This is a genomic window from Haloactinospora alba, from assembly GCF_006717075.1.
Taxonomy (GTDB): Bacteria; Actinomycetota; Actinomycetes; order Streptosporangiales; family Streptosporangiaceae; genus Haloactinospora; species Haloactinospora alba.
Genome location: NZ_VFQC01000001.1, coordinates 251,796 through 270,983 on the forward strand (window position 1 = coordinate 251,796; position 19,188 = coordinate 270,983).

Genomic DNA, 19,188 nt, shown 5'->3' on the forward strand with positions numbered 1-19,188 from the left:
GGCGCGCAGCGCCTTGGCTCACGCGTAGTGATCGGGCATGTTGGGAACCGAACACCACACGAGCACGGTCGCGGTCCACTGCAAGGGAGCAGGTATGGCGCACGAAGTCAGGGCAGTCGTCGCACCGGAGAAGGGAGCTCCGGTCAGTGTCGAGACCATCCGCGTCCCCGATCCCGGCCCCGGGGAGGCGCTCGTCGAGGTGCGGGCGTGCGGTGTCTGCCACACCGACATGCACTACCGCGAGGGCGGTGTCAACAACGACTTCCCGTTCCTGCTCGGCCACGAGGCGGCCGGGGTGGTCGAGGCGACCGGAGCCGACGTCACCGACGTCGCACCCGGTGACTTCGTGGTGCTGAACTGGCGCGCGATATGCGGCCAGTGCCGGGCGTGCCGCCGCGGCGACATCGAGTACTGCTTCGCCACGCACAACGCCGGGCAGAAGATGACCCGGGCCGACGGAAGCGAGCTGTCGCCGGCGCTGGGGATCGGCGCGTTCGCGGAGAAGACGCTCGTCGCGGCCGGCCAGTGCACCAGGGTCGACCCGCGGGCGGACCCCGCCGTCGTCGGCCTGCTGGGCTGCGGGGTCATGGCGGGGATGGGAGCCGCCCTGAACACCGCCGGGGTCTCCCGCGGAGACTCCGTGGCGGTGATCGGCTGCGGTGGCGTGGGAGACGCCGCCATCGCGGGCTCACGCCTGGCCGGGGCGTCCCGGATCATCGGTGTCGACGTGGAGGACCGGAAACTGCGCTGGGCCGAGGGCTTCGGCGCCACGCACACCGTCAACTCCCGCGAACAGTCCCCGGTGGAGGCGATCCGGGAACTGACCGAGGGGAACGGCACCGACGTCGTCATCGACGCCGTCGGCCGCCCGGAGACCTACCGGCAGGCGTTCTACGCGCGTGACCTGGCGGGAACACTCGTGCTGGTCGGGGTTCCCACCCCGGACATGACGATCGACCTCCCCCTGCTGGACGTGTTCGGCCGCGGTGGCGCCCTGAAGTCGTCGTGGTACGGCGACTGCCTACCCTCCCGTGACTTCCCGATGCTGACCGACCTGTACCTCCAGGGGCGGCTGGACCTTGAAGGGTTCGTATCCGAACGGATCGCCCTGGACGATGTTGAGGAGGCGTTCGAGAAAATGCACCGTGGTGATGTACTGCGTTCGGTGGTGGTCGTCTAGATGGCCGCCACGTCGTCAATCCCGGTGGAGAGGGTTGTCACCTCCGGCGTCTTCCGCCTGGACGGCGGAGAGTGGGAGGTGGACAACAACGTGTGGATCGTGGGGGACGAGCGCAACGCCATCGTCATCGACGCCGCCCACGACCACGAGACCATCGCCCGCGCGCTGGGCGACCGCGAACTGATGGCGGTGGTGTGCACGCACGGGCACAACGACCACATCAACGCGGCGGTCGACCTCGCCACGCTCACCGACTCCCCCATCCTGCTGCACCCCGACGACACGGAACTGTGGCAGCAGGTCTACCCGGAACGGGAACCCGACGCCCCCCTGCTGCACGGGGAGCGGCTCCAGGCCGGCGGCGTGGAGCTGAAGGTGCTGCACACCCCGGGCCACGCACCGGGGGCGGTGTGCCTGCACGCCCCCGAGCTGGGGGTCGTGTTCGTGGGGGACACGCTCTTCCAGGGCGGTCCCGGCGCGACCGGGCGCTCCTACTCCGACTTCCCGACGATCATCGAGTCCATCCGGGACACGCTGTTCACCCTGCCCTCGGAGACCGTGGTGCACCCCGGCCACGGCGGCTCCACCACTATCGGGGACGAGGCGCCGCACCTGCAGGAGTGGATCGAGCGGGGCTACTAGGGCCGTTCGGTGGACGCCCGTCCCACTACGCGCCGCTCCGCCACCGGGCTGGCTCACACCGGGCCGGTGGCGGTGCGCGCTCCCTCGGGCGGCACCGGGAAGAAGAGGGCGAACGTGGTCGGCCTGCTGTGTTTCAGTTCGATGCGCGCGCCCTCCGACTCGGCGATGTGCCGGGCGAGGGCCAGCCCCAGCCCGGTCCCGTCACCGCCGGTGACCTCCCGGTCGAAGATGCGGCCGGCGAGTTCGTCGGGCACGCCCTCGCCCTCGTCACTCACCTCGACACGCACGGAACCACCGTCTCGCACCCGGTGGATGGTGACCGTGCCGGCGCCGTGCTTGTGGGCGTTCTCCACGAGCGCCGCCAGGATCTGGGACAGGTCGCTGTCCGTCGTCATCGCGGTGAGCCCCTCGGTGCCGGTGGTGCGCAGCTTGCGGCCGGACTGGCCGAACAGGGGGCCCCACTCGTGGACGAAGCGTTCCAGCACACTGTCGACGTCGACCGGCTCCACCTCGGGGTTCTGGCTCCTGCGCGCCCGCCCCAGCAGGTGCTCCACGATCTCCACCAGCCGTTCGGTCTGCGCGAGTGCGGCTTCGCCCTCCTCACGCACCACCTCCGGGTTGTCGGCCTCCGCGATGAGCTCCTCCAGCCGCATGGACAGCGCGGTCAGGGGGGTGCGCAGCTGGTGCGAGGCGTCGGTGGCGAAATGCCGCTCCGTCGCGATCAGGCTCGTGATGCGTTCGGCGCTGCGGTCCAGCACCTCGGCGACCCGGTCCGCCTCCGGGATGCCGTAACGGTGGCCCTGGGGGGAGGCGACGCCGGACCCGAGCTGTTCGGCTGTGGACGCCAGGTCCACCAGCGGAAGGGTCAGCCGGCGAGCCTGCAGCACCGCCAAACCCACCGCGACCCCGATGGCCATCAGGGACAGGGACGCGATGCCGAGCCAGGCGCTGAAGACGTTGCTCTCCACCCGCTCGGTGTCCCGCCACACGTCGACTTCCGCCCCCTCGGCGCTCGTGGCGCTCGCGTGCAGTGTGTCCGGCGCGTCCGCGCCGTGCGGGTCGATCTCCCACCCGCCGGTGCTGACCGGATCCTGCTCTCCGGGAAGGGTGATCTCGATGTGGCGTCTGGGGTAGACGGAGGCGAAGCGCTCCCGGTCGACGCCCTCGTCCCCGTCGTCGAGTTCGTCGTCGACCTCGGCACCGATGACCTCGGCCTCGTGCTCCAACTGCTGGGTCCGGGACTCGTAGACGGACTGGTAGGCCAGCGCGCCCAACGGCAGGCCGAGCAGCATGACCGCGATGATGGTCACCACCAGGGTGGAGAACAGCATCCGCCTGCGCATACCACTCCTCGCTTCCGCGACGCCGCGTTCCTCCTGGCGGGGCGCCGCGGGTCAGCTAATCGCGCTCGAAGCGGAAACCGACTCCCCGCACAGTCGTGATGTAGGCCGGCTCGTGCGCGTCGTCCCCGAGTTTCCGGCGCAGCCATGAAATGTGCATGTCGAGGGTTTTCGTCGACCCCCACCAGTTGGTGTCCCACACGTCACGCATGATCTGCTCCCGGGTGACGACCTTACCGGCGTCCCGTACGAGGATACGCAGAAGGTCGAATTCTTTGGTGGTGAGTTGCAATTCCCGGTCGCCGATCCAGGCGCGCCGGGAGTCGCTGTCGATACGCACGCCGTGGACGACCGGAACCTCCGTCCCGCCTCTGCGCAGCAGTGCGCGGACCCGGGCGAGCAGTTCGGCGAGACGGAAGGGCTTCGTCACGTAGTCGTCGGCGCCCGCGTCGAGCCCCACCACGGTGTCCACCTCGTCGGCACGGGCGGTCAGGATCAGGATCGGCGTGGTCTGCCCGTCGGTGCGCAGCCGGCGGGCCACCTCGAGCCCGTCCATCTCCGGAAGCCCGAGGTCGAGGATCATCAGGTCGACTTCCATGGACCGGGCGCGGTCGAGGGTCTCGGTGCCGCTGACGGTCATCTCCACCGAGTACCCCTCGCGACGCAGCGCGCGCGCCAGGGGTTCGGAGATCGATGTGTCGTCCTCGGCCAGCAAAACGCAGGTCATACACCTGATAGTAAGTCGTGGCGCGGGGATTTCCCTATTATGCGCGCCGTATGTCACTTACGTATCCGAAAAGAAACTCGTACCCGGTGTACGGGTGTCACACCGGAGCGGAATTGCGGATTCTTTCCGCCGTTTTTACCGTGATTTTTCCGGTGGCGGGAAACCGGTTCACGCGTGTTCTTCCTGCGGTGTCGGAACGGGAGAATGCTCCGGGAACACCCAGGTGCGGTAGGACCAGAACCGGAACAGGGTTCCCAGCCCGACCCCGATGATGTTGCCCGCGATGTTGGTCGCCAGCGGCCCGCTGAACCCGAGAACGTACACCGCGACCCCCACACATCCCAGCTGGAGGGCGATACCGATCCCGTTCATCACGAAGAACCGGGCGTACTCGCGCATCAGGCCGGTGCGCGCGCGGTGTCCGAACGTCCAGAAGCGGTTGCCGAGGAACGCGACGAGTGTCGCGAGGAGCGTACCCGCCCCCTGCCCCACCAGGGTCGGCAGCTCCGTCCCCCACCACAGCAGGTTCGTCACCACGACCTGGGTGACGTACCCGGCGGCGCCGACAGTCCCGAACCGGGCGAGCTCGGGCAGGAGCCGCAGGAGGCGGCGGTAGAGAGCGGTTGCGAGTCGCACAGGGCGGTTTCCGATCCTTCGCCGGGCAGACCAATAGAATCCTGGTGGGGAGTCCTGCTTCCAGGGGCGGGCCGTGGGCCCTTCCCGTACCTTATTCCCTGCACGGCGAACGAACGAGTTGAGGCATGGTGAGCGAGCGTAATCGACCCGTCCCCCGCGTCGGTATGGTCGGCGGCGGCCAGCTCGCCCGGATGACGCACCAGGCGGGAATCGCGCTGGGGACGGACTTCCGGGTGCTGACAGGGTCCGCGGAGGACAGTGCGGCCCTGGTGTGCGGCGACGTGCGTCTCGGCGACGACAAGGACGCGGCTGACCTGTCGGCGTTCGGCAAGTCCTGCGACGTGGTCACCTTCGACCACGAGCATGTTCCGGAACCGGTGCTGCGGGAGGTCGAACGCGCGGGCGTGCGGTTGCGGCCGAGCCGCGACGCGCTGCGCTACGCCCAGGACAAGCTGCGTATGCGCACCCGCGCGCACGAACTCGGCGCCCCCTGCCCGCAGTGGCGGGCCGTGACCACCCTGGAGCACGTGTCCGTGTTCGCCGGGGAGAACGGGTGGCCGGTGGTGCTCAAGGCGGCCAGCGGCGGCTACGACGGCAAGGGCGTGTGGGTGGTCTCCTCCGTGGCGGAGGCGGAGACGGTTCTGGAGCGCGCGGCCGAGGCGGGGATACAGATCCTGGCGGAGGAGCGGGTCGACTTCCGCCGGGAACTGGCCGTACAGGTCGCCCGCTCACCCCACGGCCAGTTCGCCGTCTACCCCGTGGTGGAGACGGTGCAGCGGGACGGGATCTGCCACGAGGTGATCGCCCCGGCGCCGTCACTGGATGAGGAGAGGGCGACCCGCGCCCAGGAGCTGGCGATCGAACTGGCGCACGCGCTGGACGTCGTGGGGATGCTCGCGGTCGAACTGTTCGACACCCCGGACGGGATCGTCATCAACGAGCTCGCGATGCGCCCGCACAACTCCGGCCACTGGAGCATCGAGGGCGCCCGCACGTCCCAGTTCGAGCAGCACCTGCGCGCCGTCCTCGACCTGCCGCTGGGGTCGCCACGCGCCACCGCCGAATATACGGTGATGGCCAACGTACTGGGCGGGGAGGACCCGCACGTCTACGACCGCTACGTCCATGTCATGGCCAAGGACCCCGGCGTCAAGGTGCACTTCTACGGCAAAGAGGTCCGACCCGGCCGCAAGATCGGGCACGTCACCGCGCTCGGCGACGATCACGAGGAGCTGCTCGCCCGGGTGCGCGACGCAGCCGCTTACCTCAAAGGAGACACGCAGTGAGCGAGACCGCACCGAACGCACCGACCGTGGGGATCGTGATGGGCAGCGACTCCGACTGGCCCGTCATGCAGGACGCCGCCACGGCGCTGGACGAGTTCGGGATCAGCTACGAGGCCGAGGTGGTCTCCGCCCACCGGATGCCCGCCGAGATGCTCGACTACGGGCGCCAGGCGGCCGACCGGGGGCTGCGGGTGATCATCGCCGGGGCCGGCGGGGCGGCGCACCTGCCGGGCATGCTCGCCTCCGTCACCACCCTGCCCGTGGTCGGCGTTCCGGTGCCGCTGAAGCACCTGGACGGTATGGACTCGCTGCTGTCCATCGTGCAGATGCCGGCCGGTGTGCCGGTCGCCACGGTCGCGGTGGGAGCCTCCCGCAACGCCGGCCTGCTCGCGGTGCGGACACTCGCCGCCCAGGACCCGGAGCTGCGCTCCCGGATGGCTGACTTCCAGGCGGAGCTGAACAACCAGGCCCAGGCCAAGGGCGAGCGCCTCCGCCGGAAGGCGGCCGAGGGATCCTCACCGGCCGGCTTCGGCCTCGGCTGAGGCGCGGTTCCCGCCTGTGGCGGAACGGGCCGCGCACCACGCGTTCGCGGGGTGCGCGGCCCGACGTGTCAGGAGCTTCGGCCGAACACCGGGTAGTGGTCGGAGTGGTCGGTGTAGGAGTCGCCGCCGGACGGGGGCGTCCACGGGTCGCTGTGCACCTCGGCGGTGTCGTTGGTGTAGGAGTCGGGAGCGGCGCCGTTGGCGATGGGCAGCACGTGGTCGAGCTGCTCGCTGGCCGCGTCCGGGTAGCGGTATCCGGCGATCGAGTTGCTGTCCGGGTCGAAGGAGTGCTCGGCACCGGTGTGGGTGGGGCCGACGGCGCCGAGCTGGTCGAGCATGCGCGCGTACTCGTCCGTTCCCCGGTCCACGTTCAGGTCACCGGCGACATAGACGGGCTCGTCGTCGGGGATGTCCTGCCCGTCAAGCACGGTGCGGATGCGGTCCAGCTGGGACCAGCGCACCTCCTCGTCCAGTCCCTCGCTGCACCCGTCGTCCTCGGACTGCAGGTGGGTGCCGACAACGTGCACCGGGCCGCCCGGGGAGTCCAGCTCGACGTAGGCGAAGCCCTTGTTGGAGAACCAGTCACCGCCGCAGGCGTCGGAGAACAGGTGCTGCTCCTGGCGGACGATGGGCCAGGTGCTGGCGACGGCGACCCCGCCGTCCTCGGAGGTCTCCCACCGGTAGCCGGTGGTGGCGTCCCAGCCGGAGGTGGAACGGCCGATGACGGGGGTGGAGTGGGGGTACTCCCCGGAGACGGAGTCCAGGAGCTGGCGGGAGGTCGCGTTGTCGTAGGCCTCCTGGAACACGACCACGTCCTGTCCGGAGACCACGCCGTCATCGGCCAGGTGTTGGACGCGCTGTTCCTGGCCCCAGTTCGGGTACAGGTTCGTCGACATCAGGAAAGTGTTGTACGTCGCGATGGCGGGGGCGTCGGCGGCGGCCGCAGGGGGAGCAGTGGCCACCGTCGACGCCCCGAGCGCCAACGCGAACATGAAAGCTATTCGCTTTTGCATGGGGTCAGGATGCACAACCCGTGTATCCGGGAGGTGACCGTCCGGCGGCGGCGCGGTATCGATCACCGGTACGGTGCGACAGGGTGTCGTGCGGGAATCCCGCCGCACCGTTCGTCGGGTGGCGCCGCTCTCGGAGCTATCCGCAGTGCAGGCGCGCGGTGCCGTAGGTGGCCTCACCGGTCGTGGAGCCGTTGTCCCACTGGATCCGCACCCGGTGGTCGTGGACGCCGGTGCACGCCGCTGACATGGTGCGCGATCCGTTTCCGCTCCACCGCATCTCCTGGTCCGTGGCCCAGCCGTGCCACCGCGAGCTCTCCAGGTAGGCGGTGAAGTGCCAGTTGTTGGAACAGCCGGTGCTCCACACTCCGGCTCTCACCGTGCCGGACGGCTTCTGGTACGGGGTGTTGGCGTCGGCCACGCACCTGTTGGCGGCACTTCGCGGTGGTGGCCTCCGCGGCCTGTGCGGCCGGGGTGGGGAGTGCTCCGGCGGCGAGCGCGCTCACCGCGATGACGGTGACGGGCCGGCGGACGGGTGACATGTGCCCCTCCCCCGTATGCGGATGGTTGTTTCCACGCGAGGGTCTGCCCCGGAACGACACGGGAAAACGGAGGGTAGTGGAATTATTCCACTGCGCTTACAGCGCCGTGACGGTCCAGGGAGCTGGGCTCACGGCCGTCCCAGGGCGCGGTAGGTCCAGCCGTGGGCGCGCCAGTGCTCGGGGTCGAGGGCGTTGCGGCCGTCCACGATCCTGGGTTCGGCGACCACCTTGGCGAGCTGTTTCGGGTCGACGTCGCGGAACTCGCCCCACTCGGTGAGCAGCAGCACCACCTCGGCGTCCCGGACCGCCTCCAGCATGGAGTGGGCGTAGTTCAGCTCGGGGTGCTCCTGCTGGGCCTTCTCCAGGGCCTCGGGGTCGTAGACCGTGACCGTGGCCCCGAGCGACGCCACCGTGGCGGCGACCTCGAGGGCGGGCGAGTCGCGGATGTCGTCGGAGTTGGGTTTGAACGCCGCCCCCAGCACCCCGACCCTGCGGCCGGCGAAACCACCGCCGATGAGCACGCGCGCGAGGTCGACCGTGCGGGACCTGCGCCGCTGGTTGATGGCGTCCACCTCGCTGAGGAAGGACAGCGCGGGCTCCACCCCCAGCTCGTCGGCGCGGGCCATGAACGCCCGGATGTCCTTGGGCAGGCAACCACCCCCGAACCCGAGCCCGGGCCCGAGGAACTTACCCCCGATCCGGTCGTCGTGGGACAGCGCCTGGGCGAGCTTCATGACGTCGGCGCCCGCCGCCTCGGACACCTCCGCCATGGCGTTGATGAACGAGATCTTCGTGGCCAGGAAGGCGTTCGCGGACACCTTGACGAGCTCCGCGGTCTGCAGGTCGGTCACCAGGAACGGGATGTCCTCCGCGAGCTGGGCGGCGGAGAGCTCCCGCATCGTGGACACGACCCTCTCGGAGTCGCTGCCGATCACGATGCGGTTGGGGTGCAGGGTGTCGTGCACGCCGAACCCCTCCCGCAGGAACTCCGGGCTCCAGCCGAGGCCGACCTCGGAGCCGGCCGGGGCGAGCTCGGCGATCCGCTCCGCTATCCCGGCCGCGGTACCGACGGGAACCGTGGACTTGCCGATGACCACCGCCGGGCGGGTGAGGAGGGGAGCCAGACTCTCCACGGCGGCCGTGACATGGGTCAGGTCCGCGGCGTTGGAATCCGGACGCTGCGGTGTTCCCACACAGACGAAGTGGATGTCGGCGAACTCCGCCGCCGCGGCGTAGTCGCTCGTGAACCGCAGACGCCCGTTGGCGAGGTTGCGGTTGAGAACCTCCTCCAGGCCGGGTTCGTAGAACGGGAGCCGTCCGGCGGAGAGCTGGTCGACCTTCTCCCGGTCGACGTCGACCCCCAGCACGTCGAAACCCAGTTCGGCCATGCAGGCGGCGTGTGTGGCGCCCAGATATCCGGTTCCGATCACCGAAATCCGTTCTGCGACCAATGTGGTTCGTCCTTTGCCTTCTCACGGGAGAGCGGCGCCACGGTCCACGAGTCTGGCTGTCAGCGACGCTGCGGTCCGCTGCTCCCTGCCTGCTCTCCGGAACATTGCCCGCCCAGCACCGTTCCGGAACCTCGTCGTGGTCCACCAACAGCAGGGAATGCTGCGAACCGTACGTTATCCGATGGTATGTAGCGAAATGCGCGGCTCAACGGGGCGTACCAACACGGTGCCCGACGCGGGGTGGAAAGCTCGGTCCCTCCCGCGGGACCGGTGGAACCACTCACCGCGGGTCGTCCCGGTGGAACCCGCGCGTCTCACCGGAGTCGTCCCCGGAATCCGATCGCCATACCGTGCGGCGGGGAGCTCCCTCCTCGTCCCGCCGGAACGGCGTTGTCGTCTCCTCCCCGCCGTGGTCGGGCTCGGGATCCGGTCCCCGGTCGGGCTCCACGGGCGGGCCGGGAACGTGGTCTCCCGCCGGAGGCGGGCCCGCATCCGGGCCGAAGCGGGCCCTGCGCCACCGGGACGGGGCCAGGGCGGCGATGAACAGCAGCGTCCCCACCGGCAGCGCGAGCGGCAGAGCCGGGCCGGCCGGGTGGAGGAGGGAACCGGAACCGACCCAGCCGGGAAGCGCGGCGTTCACCGAGGCCGGCGCCAGCAGCGGCCACAGCGGGTACCCCATGGTGAGCCCGCCGGCGACGAGCGCCGCCAGCGGCGATATCCGCGTGCCGGCGAGCGCGCCTCCCGCCACGCCGACCGTCATCAGCACCGCTACGGCGGTCGCTCCCAGGGGGGTGCCGAGGGCGGCGTCGAACACCCCGTTCTCCGCCCCCTCCCGGAGCCGGGACGCGGACCAGGCCGCCCCGAGCCACAGCAGGGGAGCGCTGGCGAGGCCGGTCAGCAGCCCGAGACCATGGCGCAGCACGAGACCTCCTCGCAGACGCGGTGTGCCCCACTCGTCCTACCACACGCCGCCGGACTCCGTCGGGGGGTCGTCTCAGGATCCGCAGACGTTGTCCCGGGCGGTGTCCGTGCCGTGGCCGCGGTTCCCGTCCTCCGGAACGGCTGCCGGACAGGTGCCGGATCGGGCATAGTGAGGGTATGGATGCGCAGCGGGAAGAGCTGGTCCGCCTGATGGAGGAGCTTCCGGAGGAGGCGGTTCCAGCGGTGCTGTCGAACGTTCGCGCCCGGTTGGCGTTGGCGGGTTCGTGGCCGCCACCGTGGTTCGGGACCGCCACGAGCGGTGACCCCGCCCTTTCCGAGCACGTGGATGACGTGTTGGCGGAAGGGTTCGGCCGGTAACAGTGTCCGCTGCTGCCCCTCCCGTGGTTGTGGACACCGGTCCGCTCGTCGCGGCGGCGTTCCGGGACGAGCGGAATCACGATGCGTGCACCGCCCTGTTCACCCGGTTGCGCCGACAGGGAACCCCGGTGATCCTTCCCCCACTGTCGTCGCTGAGGTGGGATACCTGCTCGCGGTGAAGGCCGGTACCGAGGCCGAGTCGGGGTTTCTGGCCTCACTGGCGATGGAGGACTTCACCCTCGCCAGCCTTACCCCCGCCGATACACAGCGCATGGCCCAGCTCGTCACGCGCTACGCTGACCTTCCCTTGGGGACGACGGATGCCTCCGTGATCGCTCTGGCGGAGCGCCTCGGTACGTATGAGGTAGCCACTCTCGACCGTCGGCATTTCACCGTGGTTCGGCCCAGTCACGTCGAGTCGCTGCATCTCCTGCCCTGAACCGGTCTCTGTCGGGGGGCGTCTCAGGATCCGCAGACGTTGTCCCGGGCGGTGTCCGTGCCGTGGTCGCGGTTCCCGTCCTCCGGCGTGGCCGTGGGGGCCGTGGTGTCGACAGTGGAGTGCTCGGCGCCGAGGACGACCTGGACCCCCTCGCCGAGTGTGTCGTCCTCGACCAGCTCGGAGCCGGGTAGGGCGCGGGAGACGAGTTCGGCCTGGTCCTTCCGTTCCGGGGCGTGGCGGACCAGCGTCGTGGTGACGTCGGTGTTCTTCCAGTTCCGGGCCTTGGTGGGGGAGGCGAAGCCGGCCTCGCGGAGTTTGCTCCTGACCTGGGATCCCAACCCCGGCTGGCCCATCCCGTTGAAGACCTTTACCCGGACGTCCCTCGGACGGGGGGAGTCCGCGGCGTCGTCCTTCTCCCGCTCCTTCTCCTCGTCGGAGTCCTCTTCGGCTATGGGCCGGTCCTCGGAGAGGCGGGAGAAGAGGTCGCCGGCGGCCTCGGTGTCCCACTGGACGGCACTGGCGCCCTCCGGGGTGCGGTAGTTCGCCTCGGCCACCGGAACCTGGGTGAAGGAGACGTCGTCCAGGCCCACGGTGCGCAGCTCGTTGCCGAGTTGGTTGATGGTGGCGGTGTCCAGTCCGTTGTCCACGGTCACCGACGACAGGGCGGTGTCGAGGAAGTCGGTGAACCTGCCGGGATCGCTCAGGGTGTCCGTGCTCATCGCCTTGTCCAGCAGGGCGGACATCACCTGTTGCTGGCGGTCGATGCGGTCGAAGTCCCCGCCCGCCGTCTTGCGGGTGCGGGCGAACGCCAGTGCCTCGGTGCCGCCGACCCGGTGGGTGCCCGCGGCCATGTCCAGGTCCGCCTTGGGGTCGGTGATGGGCTGTGACAGGCACACCTCGATGCCGTCCAGGGTGTCGACCACGTCGACGAACCCGGAGAAGTCCACCTCCACGTAGTGGTCGATGCGGACGTCGGTGGCCGACTCCACGGTCCGGACGGCCAGGCTCGGGCCGCCGAACGCGTAGGAGGCGTTGATCTTGTTGGGGCCGTGCTCGGGGATGTCCACCCACGAGTCCCGGGGCAGGGCCACGACCTCGACACGGTCGCGGTCGCTGTTCACGTGGACCAGCATCATGGTGTCGGCACGCTGCCCCACGTTGCCTCCCACACCGAGCTCGCTCTGCTCCTCGCTGGTCAGGCCGTCGCGGCTGTCCGAGCCTATGACCAGGAAGTTCAGTGCGCCCTCGGGTCCGGATTCGGGGCGGTCACCCTGCAGGAGCCCCCCGAACACGTCGGACCGGTTGAGCTTGCCCGACATCCATCCGGAGAACGCCCACGCCGTTCCGGAGGCGAGCAGTACCGCGACCGAGAGCGTGCTGGCGACCAGCAGCAGGAGCCGCTTGCGGCGCACCGCGGGCGGGGGGAGGAACGGGGCGCGGGGGCCGGCGCTGGAGCGGTCTCCCGGGGGGCCGTCCCCGGGCGGGGTGGGGGAGGAGCGGATACGCCGGAACTCCGGAGTGGGGGCTCCCCGGCGCGGCCCCTCGGGCGGCCGGTCGCTCACGGCAGTGACCTCCTTGCCCGTGTGACGCCCTGGTTCCGGTAACCAGGTTGGCACCCGAGCCCGTGAGTGTTCCGTATGTCGTTTCTTGGGCGTGTTGTCGGGCGGTTTTGTGGGAACACGCGTGCATTAGCGTGAGAGGGACCGGAACCCGCCGCGGCGCGCCGCGGCGAAGACCACACGACCAGAGGAAGACGATCGTGACCTGGCCGGCTGTATCCGTCGTCATGCCCGTGCTGAACGAGGAGCGCCACCTGGAGGGCGCTGTCCGGCACGTGCTCGCCCAGGACTACCCGGGTGAGCTGGAGGTGGTGCTGGCTGTCGGTCCCTCGACGGACGGCACATGGGAGGTGGCCGAGACCCTGGCCGGATCCGACCCCCGCGTCACCGTGGTGGAGAATCCCAGCGGGCAGACCCCCGCCGGCCTCAACGCCGCGATCGCCGCCTCCGCCCACTCCGTCGTGGCCCGGATCGACGGGCACTCCATGATGCCCGAGGACTACCTCCGGGTGGCGGTGGAGACGCTGGAGGAGACCGGCGCCGACAACGTGGGCGGAATCATGGCGGCGGAGGGCGTGACCCCGTGGGAGAGAGCCGTCGCGGCCGCCATGACGTCCAGGGTGGGCGTGGGCAACGCGCGTTTCCACACCGGTGGTGAGGGAGGACCCGCGGACACGGTCTACCTGGGGGTGTTCCAACGCGCCGCGCTGGACCGGGTGAACGGCTACGACGAGGCGTTCCTGCGCGCCCAGGACTGGGAGATGAACTACCGCATCCGCCGAACCGGCGGAACCGTGTGGTTCGAACCGCGCATGCGGGTGTCCTACCGGCCGCGGAGGACCCTCGCGGCGCTCGCCCGGCAGTACTTCCACTACGGCCGCTGGCGCCGCGTCGTGGCCCGCCAGCACAGGGGGACGATGAACGCCCGGTACCTGGCGCCGCCGGCGGCGGTGGTGGCCATCGCGGCGGGCACCGTGGCGGGTGTGGTGTTCTGGCCGGCGTGGATCGTTCCGCTGGGCTACCTCGCCGCGATCCTGGTGGCCTCGGTCCCGTTGGCGCGTGGACTGTCCCCCCGGTCGTGGCCGCTGATCCCGGCGGCGTTGGCGACGATGCACATGGCGTGGGGTGTGGGGTTCCTCACGAGCCCGTCCGGGCTCGGCGCCGACTCCCGCGTCGCCGCGGCCGCTTCCGCGGAGTAGACGAGCGTAGCCCGTTCGGGACGTCACCGCGCGTCGAGGGCCGCCACGGCGCCGGGAACGTCGTCCACCACCACCGCGTCCATCCCGACCGCGGCGAACCGGGCCGCCTCCTCGGGGTCGGGGCACCAGGAGAGCACCTCCAGCCCGGCCGCGTGGGCGGTGGCGACGGTGTAGTCGACCTCGCGGCGTCCCGGTGGCCGTCCCTCCTCGCCCACTCCGAACGAGCGCGCGTCGATGGCGACGATCGCGCACCCCAGCCCGGCGGCTCCGGACACGGCCTCGTCGACGGGGTTGCGTACGTAGGGCATCCAGGCGGTGGGGACGTGCGGCGCGCCGCGGTGCAGCTCCAGGAGCGCCCCGGGGTCGAAGGAGCAGACGAACACGCGGCGCCGCCGGGCCTCCCGCCGGAGCACGGGAAGCAGGAGCGCGGCCGTGCGCTGGTCGGCGGCCCCGGTGGCGTCCTCCATCACGGTTTTGAGGTCGATGTCCAGTCCGATGTGCGGCGGGATCTCGGCGGTCGCCTCCTGGAGGGTGGTCAGTCCCTCCTTCCGGCAGGTCTCCGCCGTGAGGTCCACGATCGCGCGCCCGTCGGGAAGGGTGGGGTCGTGGTTCAGCACCAGGACCCCGTCGGCGCTGCGCCGCACGTCGACCTCGATCCAGCCCGCCCCGCTGTCGACCGCGGTGTGGAACGAGGCGACGGTGTTCTGCGCGGGGCCGCTGTCAGTGCTGCGTCCGGCGCCGCGGTGGCCGATCACCTCGGTCGGGGTGAAAATCGTCATCTGGTCCTCGGGGCGTGGGGCTTCGCTGCGGTTGCCGGACCCCCGCGCCCTTCCTCCTCTCCGGGTGGGTGTCAGGCCCTGTCCACCGGACCGGGCCTACTCGTGCGCGCCGCGGCGGCGCAGCAGCGTCTCGGCGATCTCCAGGTCGCCGGGGTTGGTGATCTTGAGGTTGGTGTCCTCCCCCTCCACGATCCGGACCTCGTGCTCGGGTGTGTAGTCCAGGACGACCCCGCAGTCGTCGGTGGCGGTGAACCCGGGGTCGGCCAGGGCCAGATCGTAGGCGCGCCGGAGCACCTCGAGCCGGAACCCCTGCGGTGTCTGCATCCGCCGCAGGGCGGAGCGGGGCACAACCTCGCGGATCACCTCCCCGGTCCCCGAGCCGCTGGGTTCGACCCGTACGACCGTGTCGGTGGCGGGAACCGCCGTTCCCACCGCACCGGCGTGGTCGAGGGCCTCCAGGCAGCGGCGGACCGTCCGCCCGCTGACAAGGGGGCGTGCGGCGTCGTGCAGGAGGATCCGTTCCGTGCCGGGGCGGCCGCGCAGCGCGTCCAGGACGGCAAGCGAGGTCGCCGTGCGGGTGGCGCCGCCCGTGAGAACCGCGCTGACCTTGTTCAGGCCGGCCTCGGCGACGAGCCGTTCGGTGCGGGACAGGTGCTCCTCCACCGTGAGGACGAGGACCTCGTCGACGCCCGGTTCGCCGTCGAACGCGGAGACGGCCCGTTCCAGAACGGTGCGCCCTCCCAGGGGGAGGAACTGTTTGGGTTCGGTGCCGCCCACCCGGGCTCCCACCCCGCCCGCCAGTACGGCGGCGATGGTGTACGGGCGTGTCGTGTCCGGGTCCGTGGTCGTTGCGGTGTGGTGCGGCATGTGTCCCTCACGCGTCGTGCTCGGTGCTGCGCGTCCCGCCGCCCGGGATCGCGAGCGACATACTCATCAACAGTGCCTGAACGACAGGCGTCTGTGGATGTTCGAGTCGTCGCTGCCTGTACTCTGGAGACGCTCGGGTAAGCACAACTCGTCCAGGAATGTGCAAAAATCGGACGCTGTGCTGCGGCTGACCGGTCGTAACTGGTCCGGCATCGTACACCTGACCCCGATGGACCGTACTGCTTCCGTGCCCCGGCTCACGCGGACGCGGTGACCAGGCAAAGGGCGCATGGCCCGCGCACGCCGCGGTTGTGGATGCCACCTCTCCGTCGTACGTGGCCGGGAACCGTCACATGCCCGGTGGGGCCGCGGGACACGGAGAGGGCGGTGGCAGTCCGCGCTCCGCACTGAGAAAAGCTGCATCTGCAAGGAGGTGGCGGTGGCGTCAAGGGCGCTGGCCGTCTGGCAGAACCGGCAGGTCGTGAGCCTCCTGGTTTCGCGTGATCTGAAGGTCAAGTACCAGAAATCGTTCCTCGGCTACGCCTGGTCCCTGCTGGAGCCCCTGGCGATGGCCGGGGTGTACTACTTCGTCTTCGGTGTGGTCCTGAACACGGACCGGGGAACCCCGGGAGGGCCGGACTGGCCCGGCGGGTTCGCGTTGTTCCTGTTGTCGGGACTCCTGCCGTGGCTGTGGTTCAGCTCGGCCCTGGGCGAGTCGCCGAAGGCGCTGCTCAGCCATTCCAAGCTCATCACGACGATGCAGGTGCCCCGGGAGATCTTCCCGATCGCGTCGGTGACCACCAAGTTCGTGGACTACCTGGCGACCTGGCCGGTGCTGCTGGCGTTCGTGTTCTTCCTGGGCGGCGAGACCAGCCTGTTCGGCGTGTTCGTGTGGCTGCCGCTGGCACTGGTGGTGCAGCTGATGTTCACGCTCGGCATCACCTTCCTCCTGTGCTCGATCAACATCCTGGTGCGGGACGTCGAGCGTGTGGTGCGCATCCTCAACCGTGTGCTGTTCTACGCTTCGGCTATCATCTACCCGGCCAACATGGTGTTGGGGATCGAGGGAATTCCCGACTGGTTCAAGGTCCTCTACGAGTTGAATCCGCTGATGGGCATCTTCCAGATGCACCACACCGTGTGGTTCCCGCACGGCGCGCCGAGTACGCTGGCACTATCCTCGGCGCTGGTGGGAGCGGTACTCATGTTCGTCGTCGGATACACGACATTCCGGCGGTTGGAGACCTCCGTCCTGAAGGAGCTGTGATGGCGCAGCCGGTTATCGAGGCCGAGGAGCTCGGCGTCAAGTTCGCGGTGAACCGCCGGCGTAAACGTAGTCTGCGTGAGATGTTCATCCACGGGACGAAGCGCGACCCCAACGCCGGGGGAAACGCGTTCTGGCCGCTGCGCGGCGTGTCCTTCAGCGCCGAGGAGGGCGACTGCATCGGCATCGTCGGCAAGAACGGCACCGGCAAGTCCACCCTGCTCAAACTCATCGCGGGTGTCCTCCTCCCGGACGAGGGAACGGTCCGGGTCCAGGGCAAGGTGGCTCCGCTGCTGGAGCTGCGCGCCGGCTTCTCCGAGCAGCTCACCGGCCGGGAGAACGTCTACCTCGTGGGGTCGCTGCACGGGATGACCAACGAGGAGCTCGACGCGCGTTTCCAGGAGATCGTCGACTTCGCCGAGATCGATCCGAAGTTCATCGACTCCCCGGTCCGGCACTACTCCAGCGGGATGAAGGTGCGGCTCGGGTTCGCGCTGATCTCCCAGCTGGAACACCCCATCATGCTGGTGGACGAGGTCCTCGCCGTGGGAGACAAGAGCTTCCGCCGCAAGTGCTATGACGCCATCGACAGGATGCTCAGCAACAACCGGACCATGGTGCTCGTCTCGCACAACGAGAACGACCTGAAACGGTTCTGCAACCGCGGCCTCTACATCAAGGAGGGCGAGTTGACCATGGACAGCGACATCGAGAGCACGCTGAGCGCCTACAACGAGGACACCAAGGCCGAGATCGAGGCGCGGAAGAACAGGAACAACCCCGCCGACCCGGAGCAGCCCCCGCGTTCGGACGAGGACGACGGGCAGGGGGGTGACCAGGCCGCCTGAACGGGGCCGCGCGTCCCGGCGTGTCAGCTGTTGCCGGAGACCGCCCTCTACGTGATGCTGGCTGCCAGCGGAACGTGGAAGGGACACAGCTGTGGCGGGTGCTGTCGCGTCCACGCCCCCCGGGTTCGGCCCGGCTTCCCGAGCCGTCGCGCGGTGGGCCGGGCGCCGCGGAGTGTCCTCCCTGGCCGTGGACCGCAGCGCCGCGCTCCTCGGGGCGCTCGCCGCCGTGTGGTTCTGCGGCGGTGACACACGCGGCGCCGTCACGGGGTCGTTCCTGCTTCTCGTCGTCCTGTTCGCCGACAGTGTGGCGGCACGGCTCGCCACCCGGCCCGCGGACGCGTTGCGCGTGTGGCTGGCCTCCCTGCTCGCCGGCGCGCGGGAGTGCGCCGTCTACGCCGGGATCGCCGTGGGCGGTGCCGTGTCGGGTGTTGCCGCTACGTGGGAGTGGGCGACGGCCGCGCTGGTCGCGGTGGCGCTGCGTGCGGCCGTCCACGACGCGCGGCGGGCCGCGGCGCCGCGCGGTCGGGTCCTCGGCGGGAGTTCCCCCGGTCGGCCGGAGGGCGGCGACCCGCGCGGGGAGGTAGCGCCCTCCCGCGGACAGGACGGTGCGTCACCGCCCACCGAGCCGCTCTGGTTGTGGACGCACGAGGCGGCTCCCGAACGGCGGTGTGTTCCCCGGAAGTGGGAGCGGATGCGGCGTCGGGCGCCGGGAGGCGGCGTGGCCCGGCGGCTGGCCGCCTCGCCCCACCTGGCCCACCTTGCTCGGTTTTCGCAGGACACACGGTTCATCGTCGTCGCGCTGACGACAGTCGTGTGGGACGCGCGCGTGACGTTTATCGCACTGATCGTCGGATGTGCCCTGACGGTTACTGTCCGGTCGCGCGCCACACAGGCCGCTAAACCTGACGAGGCAGACAATGCGAACCATCCCGGAAAATGAACCGATGTACGGCATTGACCTGGGGATTTGTCGTGACGATGGCCACCTCGGTTCCGCGTTGGGCATACTGGCCGCGGGCGCTCTTCCCCCACTCCTCCCGGCTGTGGTGGGTGCGGGCGCCACCTGCGCGCTGCTGGCCGCCGGACTCGGCAATCTCACAGGCATTACCCTGTTTGCACCGGTCGCTCTGCTCCTACTGGCGGGGTTGGCTTCCAGACATCCGCACGATGGACGATCGGACTGGATGGTTCCGCCGATTCTTCGCGGGACGGAGTACCTGTACCTGCTCGCGCTCGGTTACGGGGCGGGTGTGGCAGAACCGCTCGTGTTCGTGCTCATCGCCGCGGTGGTGCTGCGCCACCGCGACGTCGCGCACCGCGCACGCTGCGGTGTCGCGCCACCCCTCTGGGCACGTCGGGCTGCGCTCGGTTGGGACGGGAGAATGGCGCTTGCCGCTCTCGGCGGCGTGCTGGGGTGGGCGCCGTTCGTCTACGGTGCTCTCGCCGGGTATGTGCTGGTGCTGCTCGGCGCGGAGTCCGCGGTGAGCTGGTGCGCGACCCCGGTAACGACAGCGACGGACCGAAGGCGAAACGAATGGGGAGGCGTTGGCGCCTCCACAACTTGAGGAGGAAGGCGCG

21 protein-coding genes are annotated in these 19,188 nt (G+C 70.0%); 11 read left to right on the forward strand and 10 right to left on the reverse strand.

The features are described from left to right. Positions 1-94 precede the first annotated feature (94 nt). Both FHX37_RS01180 and FHX37_RS01185 read left to right on the forward strand, forming a co-directional pair. Complete coding sequence (locus FHX37_RS01180) at positions 95-1,180, forward strand: S-(hydroxymethyl)mycothiol dehydrogenase (protein WP_141921631.1); 1,086 nt, start codon at positions 95-97, stop codon at positions 1,178-1,180. Continuing rightward, a complete protein-coding gene (locus tag FHX37_RS01185; RefSeq protein ID WP_141921632.1) occupies positions 1,181-1,822 on the forward strand; it encodes an MBL fold metallo-hydrolase in 642 nt (213 codons plus the stop codon). A 53-nt stretch (positions 1,823-1,875) separates the two neighbouring features. Here the strand turns inward: FHX37_RS01185 and FHX37_RS01190 are convergent, their stop codons facing one another. From FHX37_RS01190 to FHX37_RS01200, 3 genes are all read right to left on the reverse strand, one after another. Next, positions 1,876-3,165 carry a sensor histidine kinase gene (locus tag FHX37_RS01190; RefSeq protein WP_141921633.1) on the reverse strand — a complete coding sequence of 430 codons (1,290 nt, stop codon included), beginning with the start codon at positions 3,163-3,165 and terminating at the stop codon, positions 1,876-1,878. A gap of 55 nt (positions 3,166-3,220) precedes the next feature. Further along, positions 3,221-3,889, reverse strand: a complete 669-nt coding sequence (locus FHX37_RS01195) for a response regulator transcription factor (protein WP_141921634.1) — start codon at positions 3,887-3,889, stop codon at positions 3,221-3,223. Positions 3,890-4,057: 168 nt separating this feature from the next. After that, complete coding sequence (locus FHX37_RS01200) at positions 4,058-4,525, reverse strand: GtrA family protein (RefSeq protein WP_141921635.1); 468 nt, start codon at positions 4,523-4,525, stop codon at positions 4,058-4,060. A gap of 128 nt (positions 4,526-4,653) precedes the next feature. Here FHX37_RS01200 and FHX37_RS01205 point away from each other — a divergent pair, with 128 nt between their 5' ends. Then, on the forward strand, positions 4,654-5,811 hold the full coding sequence (locus FHX37_RS01205) for a 5-(carboxyamino)imidazole ribonucleotide synthase (RefSeq protein ID WP_281288310.1): 1,158 nt from the start codon (positions 4,654-4,656) through the stop codon (positions 5,809-5,811). Between the two features lie 38 nt (positions 5,812-5,849). After that, positions 5,850-6,353 (forward strand): 5-(carboxyamino)imidazole ribonucleotide mutase, encoded by a 504-nt coding sequence (purE, locus tag FHX37_RS01210; RefSeq protein ID WP_141924937.1) that lies wholly within the window; start codon positions 5,850-5,852, stop codon positions 6,351-6,353. Between the two features lie 68 nt (positions 6,354-6,421). Here purE and sph read toward each other — a convergent pair whose 3' ends face one another. The 4 genes from sph to FHX37_RS01230 all read right to left on the reverse strand — a co-directional run bounded on the left by sph (position 6,422) and on the right by FHX37_RS01230 (position 10,278). After that, on the reverse strand, positions 6,422-7,345 hold the full coding sequence (gene sph / locus FHX37_RS01215) for a sphingomyelin phosphodiesterase (protein ID WP_141924938.1): 924 nt from the start codon (positions 7,343-7,345) through the stop codon (positions 6,422-6,424). Positions 7,346-7,502: 157 nt separating this feature from the next. After that, positions 7,503-7,784, reverse strand: a complete 282-nt coding sequence (locus tag FHX37_RS01220; RefSeq protein WP_141921637.1) for a hypothetical protein — start codon at positions 7,782-7,784, stop codon at positions 7,503-7,505. 249 nt (positions 7,785-8,033) lie between these two features. After that, positions 8,034-9,356: a UDP-glucose dehydrogenase family protein gene (locus FHX37_RS01225; protein ID WP_141921638.1), complete on the reverse strand. Its 1,323-nt coding sequence runs from the start codon at positions 9,354-9,356 to the stop codon at positions 8,034-8,036. Between the two features lie 280 nt (positions 9,357-9,636). Beyond that, positions 9,637-10,278: a hypothetical protein gene (locus tag FHX37_RS01230; protein WP_211351716.1), complete on the reverse strand. Its 642-nt coding sequence runs from the start codon at positions 10,276-10,278 to the stop codon at positions 9,637-9,639. A gap of 176 nt (positions 10,279-10,454) precedes the next feature. On the opposite strand from FHX37_RS01230, the gene FHX37_RS01235 reads away from it, so the two are divergent. Together FHX37_RS01235 and FHX37_RS01240 are read left to right on the forward strand one after the other, a co-directional pair. Further along, positions 10,455-10,655, forward strand: a complete 201-nt coding sequence (locus tag FHX37_RS01235; protein WP_141921639.1) for a hypothetical protein — start codon at positions 10,455-10,457, stop codon at positions 10,653-10,655. Positions 10,656-10,812: 157 nt separating this feature from the next. After that, positions 10,813-11,094 (forward strand): PIN domain-containing protein, encoded by a 282-nt coding sequence (locus FHX37_RS01240; protein ID WP_246061987.1) that lies wholly within the window; start codon positions 10,813-10,815, stop codon positions 11,092-11,094. Positions 11,095-11,117: 23 nt separating this feature from the next. Here FHX37_RS01240 and FHX37_RS01245 read toward each other — a convergent pair whose 3' ends face one another. Then, the gene (locus tag FHX37_RS01245) at positions 11,118-12,656 is read right to left on the reverse strand and encodes an LCP family protein (protein ID WP_246061988.1); all 1,539 of its coding nucleotides are present in this window, start codon (positions 12,654-12,656) and stop codon (positions 11,118-11,120) included. Positions 12,657-12,853: 197 nt separating this feature from the next. Here FHX37_RS01245 and FHX37_RS01250 point away from each other — a divergent pair, with 197 nt between their 5' ends. After that, positions 12,854-13,852: a glycosyltransferase family 2 protein gene (locus tag FHX37_RS01250; RefSeq protein ID WP_141921640.1), complete on the forward strand. Its 999-nt coding sequence runs from the start codon at positions 12,854-12,856 to the stop codon at positions 13,850-13,852. A gap of 23 nt (positions 13,853-13,875) precedes the next feature. On the opposite strand, the gene FHX37_RS01255 is transcribed toward FHX37_RS01250, so the two are convergent. Both FHX37_RS01255 and FHX37_RS01260 read right to left on the reverse strand, forming a co-directional pair. Beyond that, complete coding sequence (locus FHX37_RS01255; RefSeq protein WP_141921641.1) at positions 13,876-14,631, reverse strand: glycerophosphodiester phosphodiesterase; 756 nt, start codon at positions 14,629-14,631, stop codon at positions 13,876-13,878. A 96-nt stretch (positions 14,632-14,727) separates the two neighbouring features. Continuing rightward, positions 14,728-15,498, reverse strand: a complete 771-nt coding sequence (locus FHX37_RS01260) for an IspD/TarI family cytidylyltransferase (protein WP_141921642.1) — start codon at positions 15,496-15,498, stop codon at positions 14,728-14,730. A 439-nt stretch (positions 15,499-15,937) separates the two neighbouring features. On the opposite strand from FHX37_RS01260, the gene FHX37_RS01265 reads away from it, so the two are divergent. The 4 genes from FHX37_RS01265 to FHX37_RS01280 all read left to right on the forward strand — a co-directional run bounded on the left by FHX37_RS01265 (position 15,938) and on the right by FHX37_RS01280 (position 19,175). Continuing rightward, entirely contained in the window at positions 15,938-16,765 is an 828-nt protein-coding gene (locus FHX37_RS01265; RefSeq protein ID WP_246061989.1) for an ABC transporter permease, read from the forward strand. Then, positions 16,765-17,610: an ABC transporter ATP-binding protein gene (locus FHX37_RS01270; protein ID WP_141921644.1), complete on the forward strand. Its 846-nt coding sequence runs from the start codon at positions 16,765-16,767 to the stop codon at positions 17,608-17,610. The genes FHX37_RS01265 and FHX37_RS01270 overlap by 1 nt, the downstream gene beginning before the upstream one ends. A gap of 91 nt (positions 17,611-17,701) precedes the next feature. Beyond that, positions 17,702-18,550 (forward strand): hypothetical protein, encoded by an 849-nt coding sequence (locus tag FHX37_RS01275; protein WP_141921645.1) that lies wholly within the window; start codon positions 17,702-17,704, stop codon positions 18,548-18,550. 4 nt (positions 18,551-18,554) lie between these two features. After that, positions 18,555-19,175, forward strand: coding sequence for a DUF5941 domain-containing protein (locus FHX37_RS01280; RefSeq protein WP_246061994.1), 621 nt, complete (start codon positions 18,555-18,557; stop codon positions 19,173-19,175). Positions 19,176-19,188 lie beyond the last annotated feature (13 nt).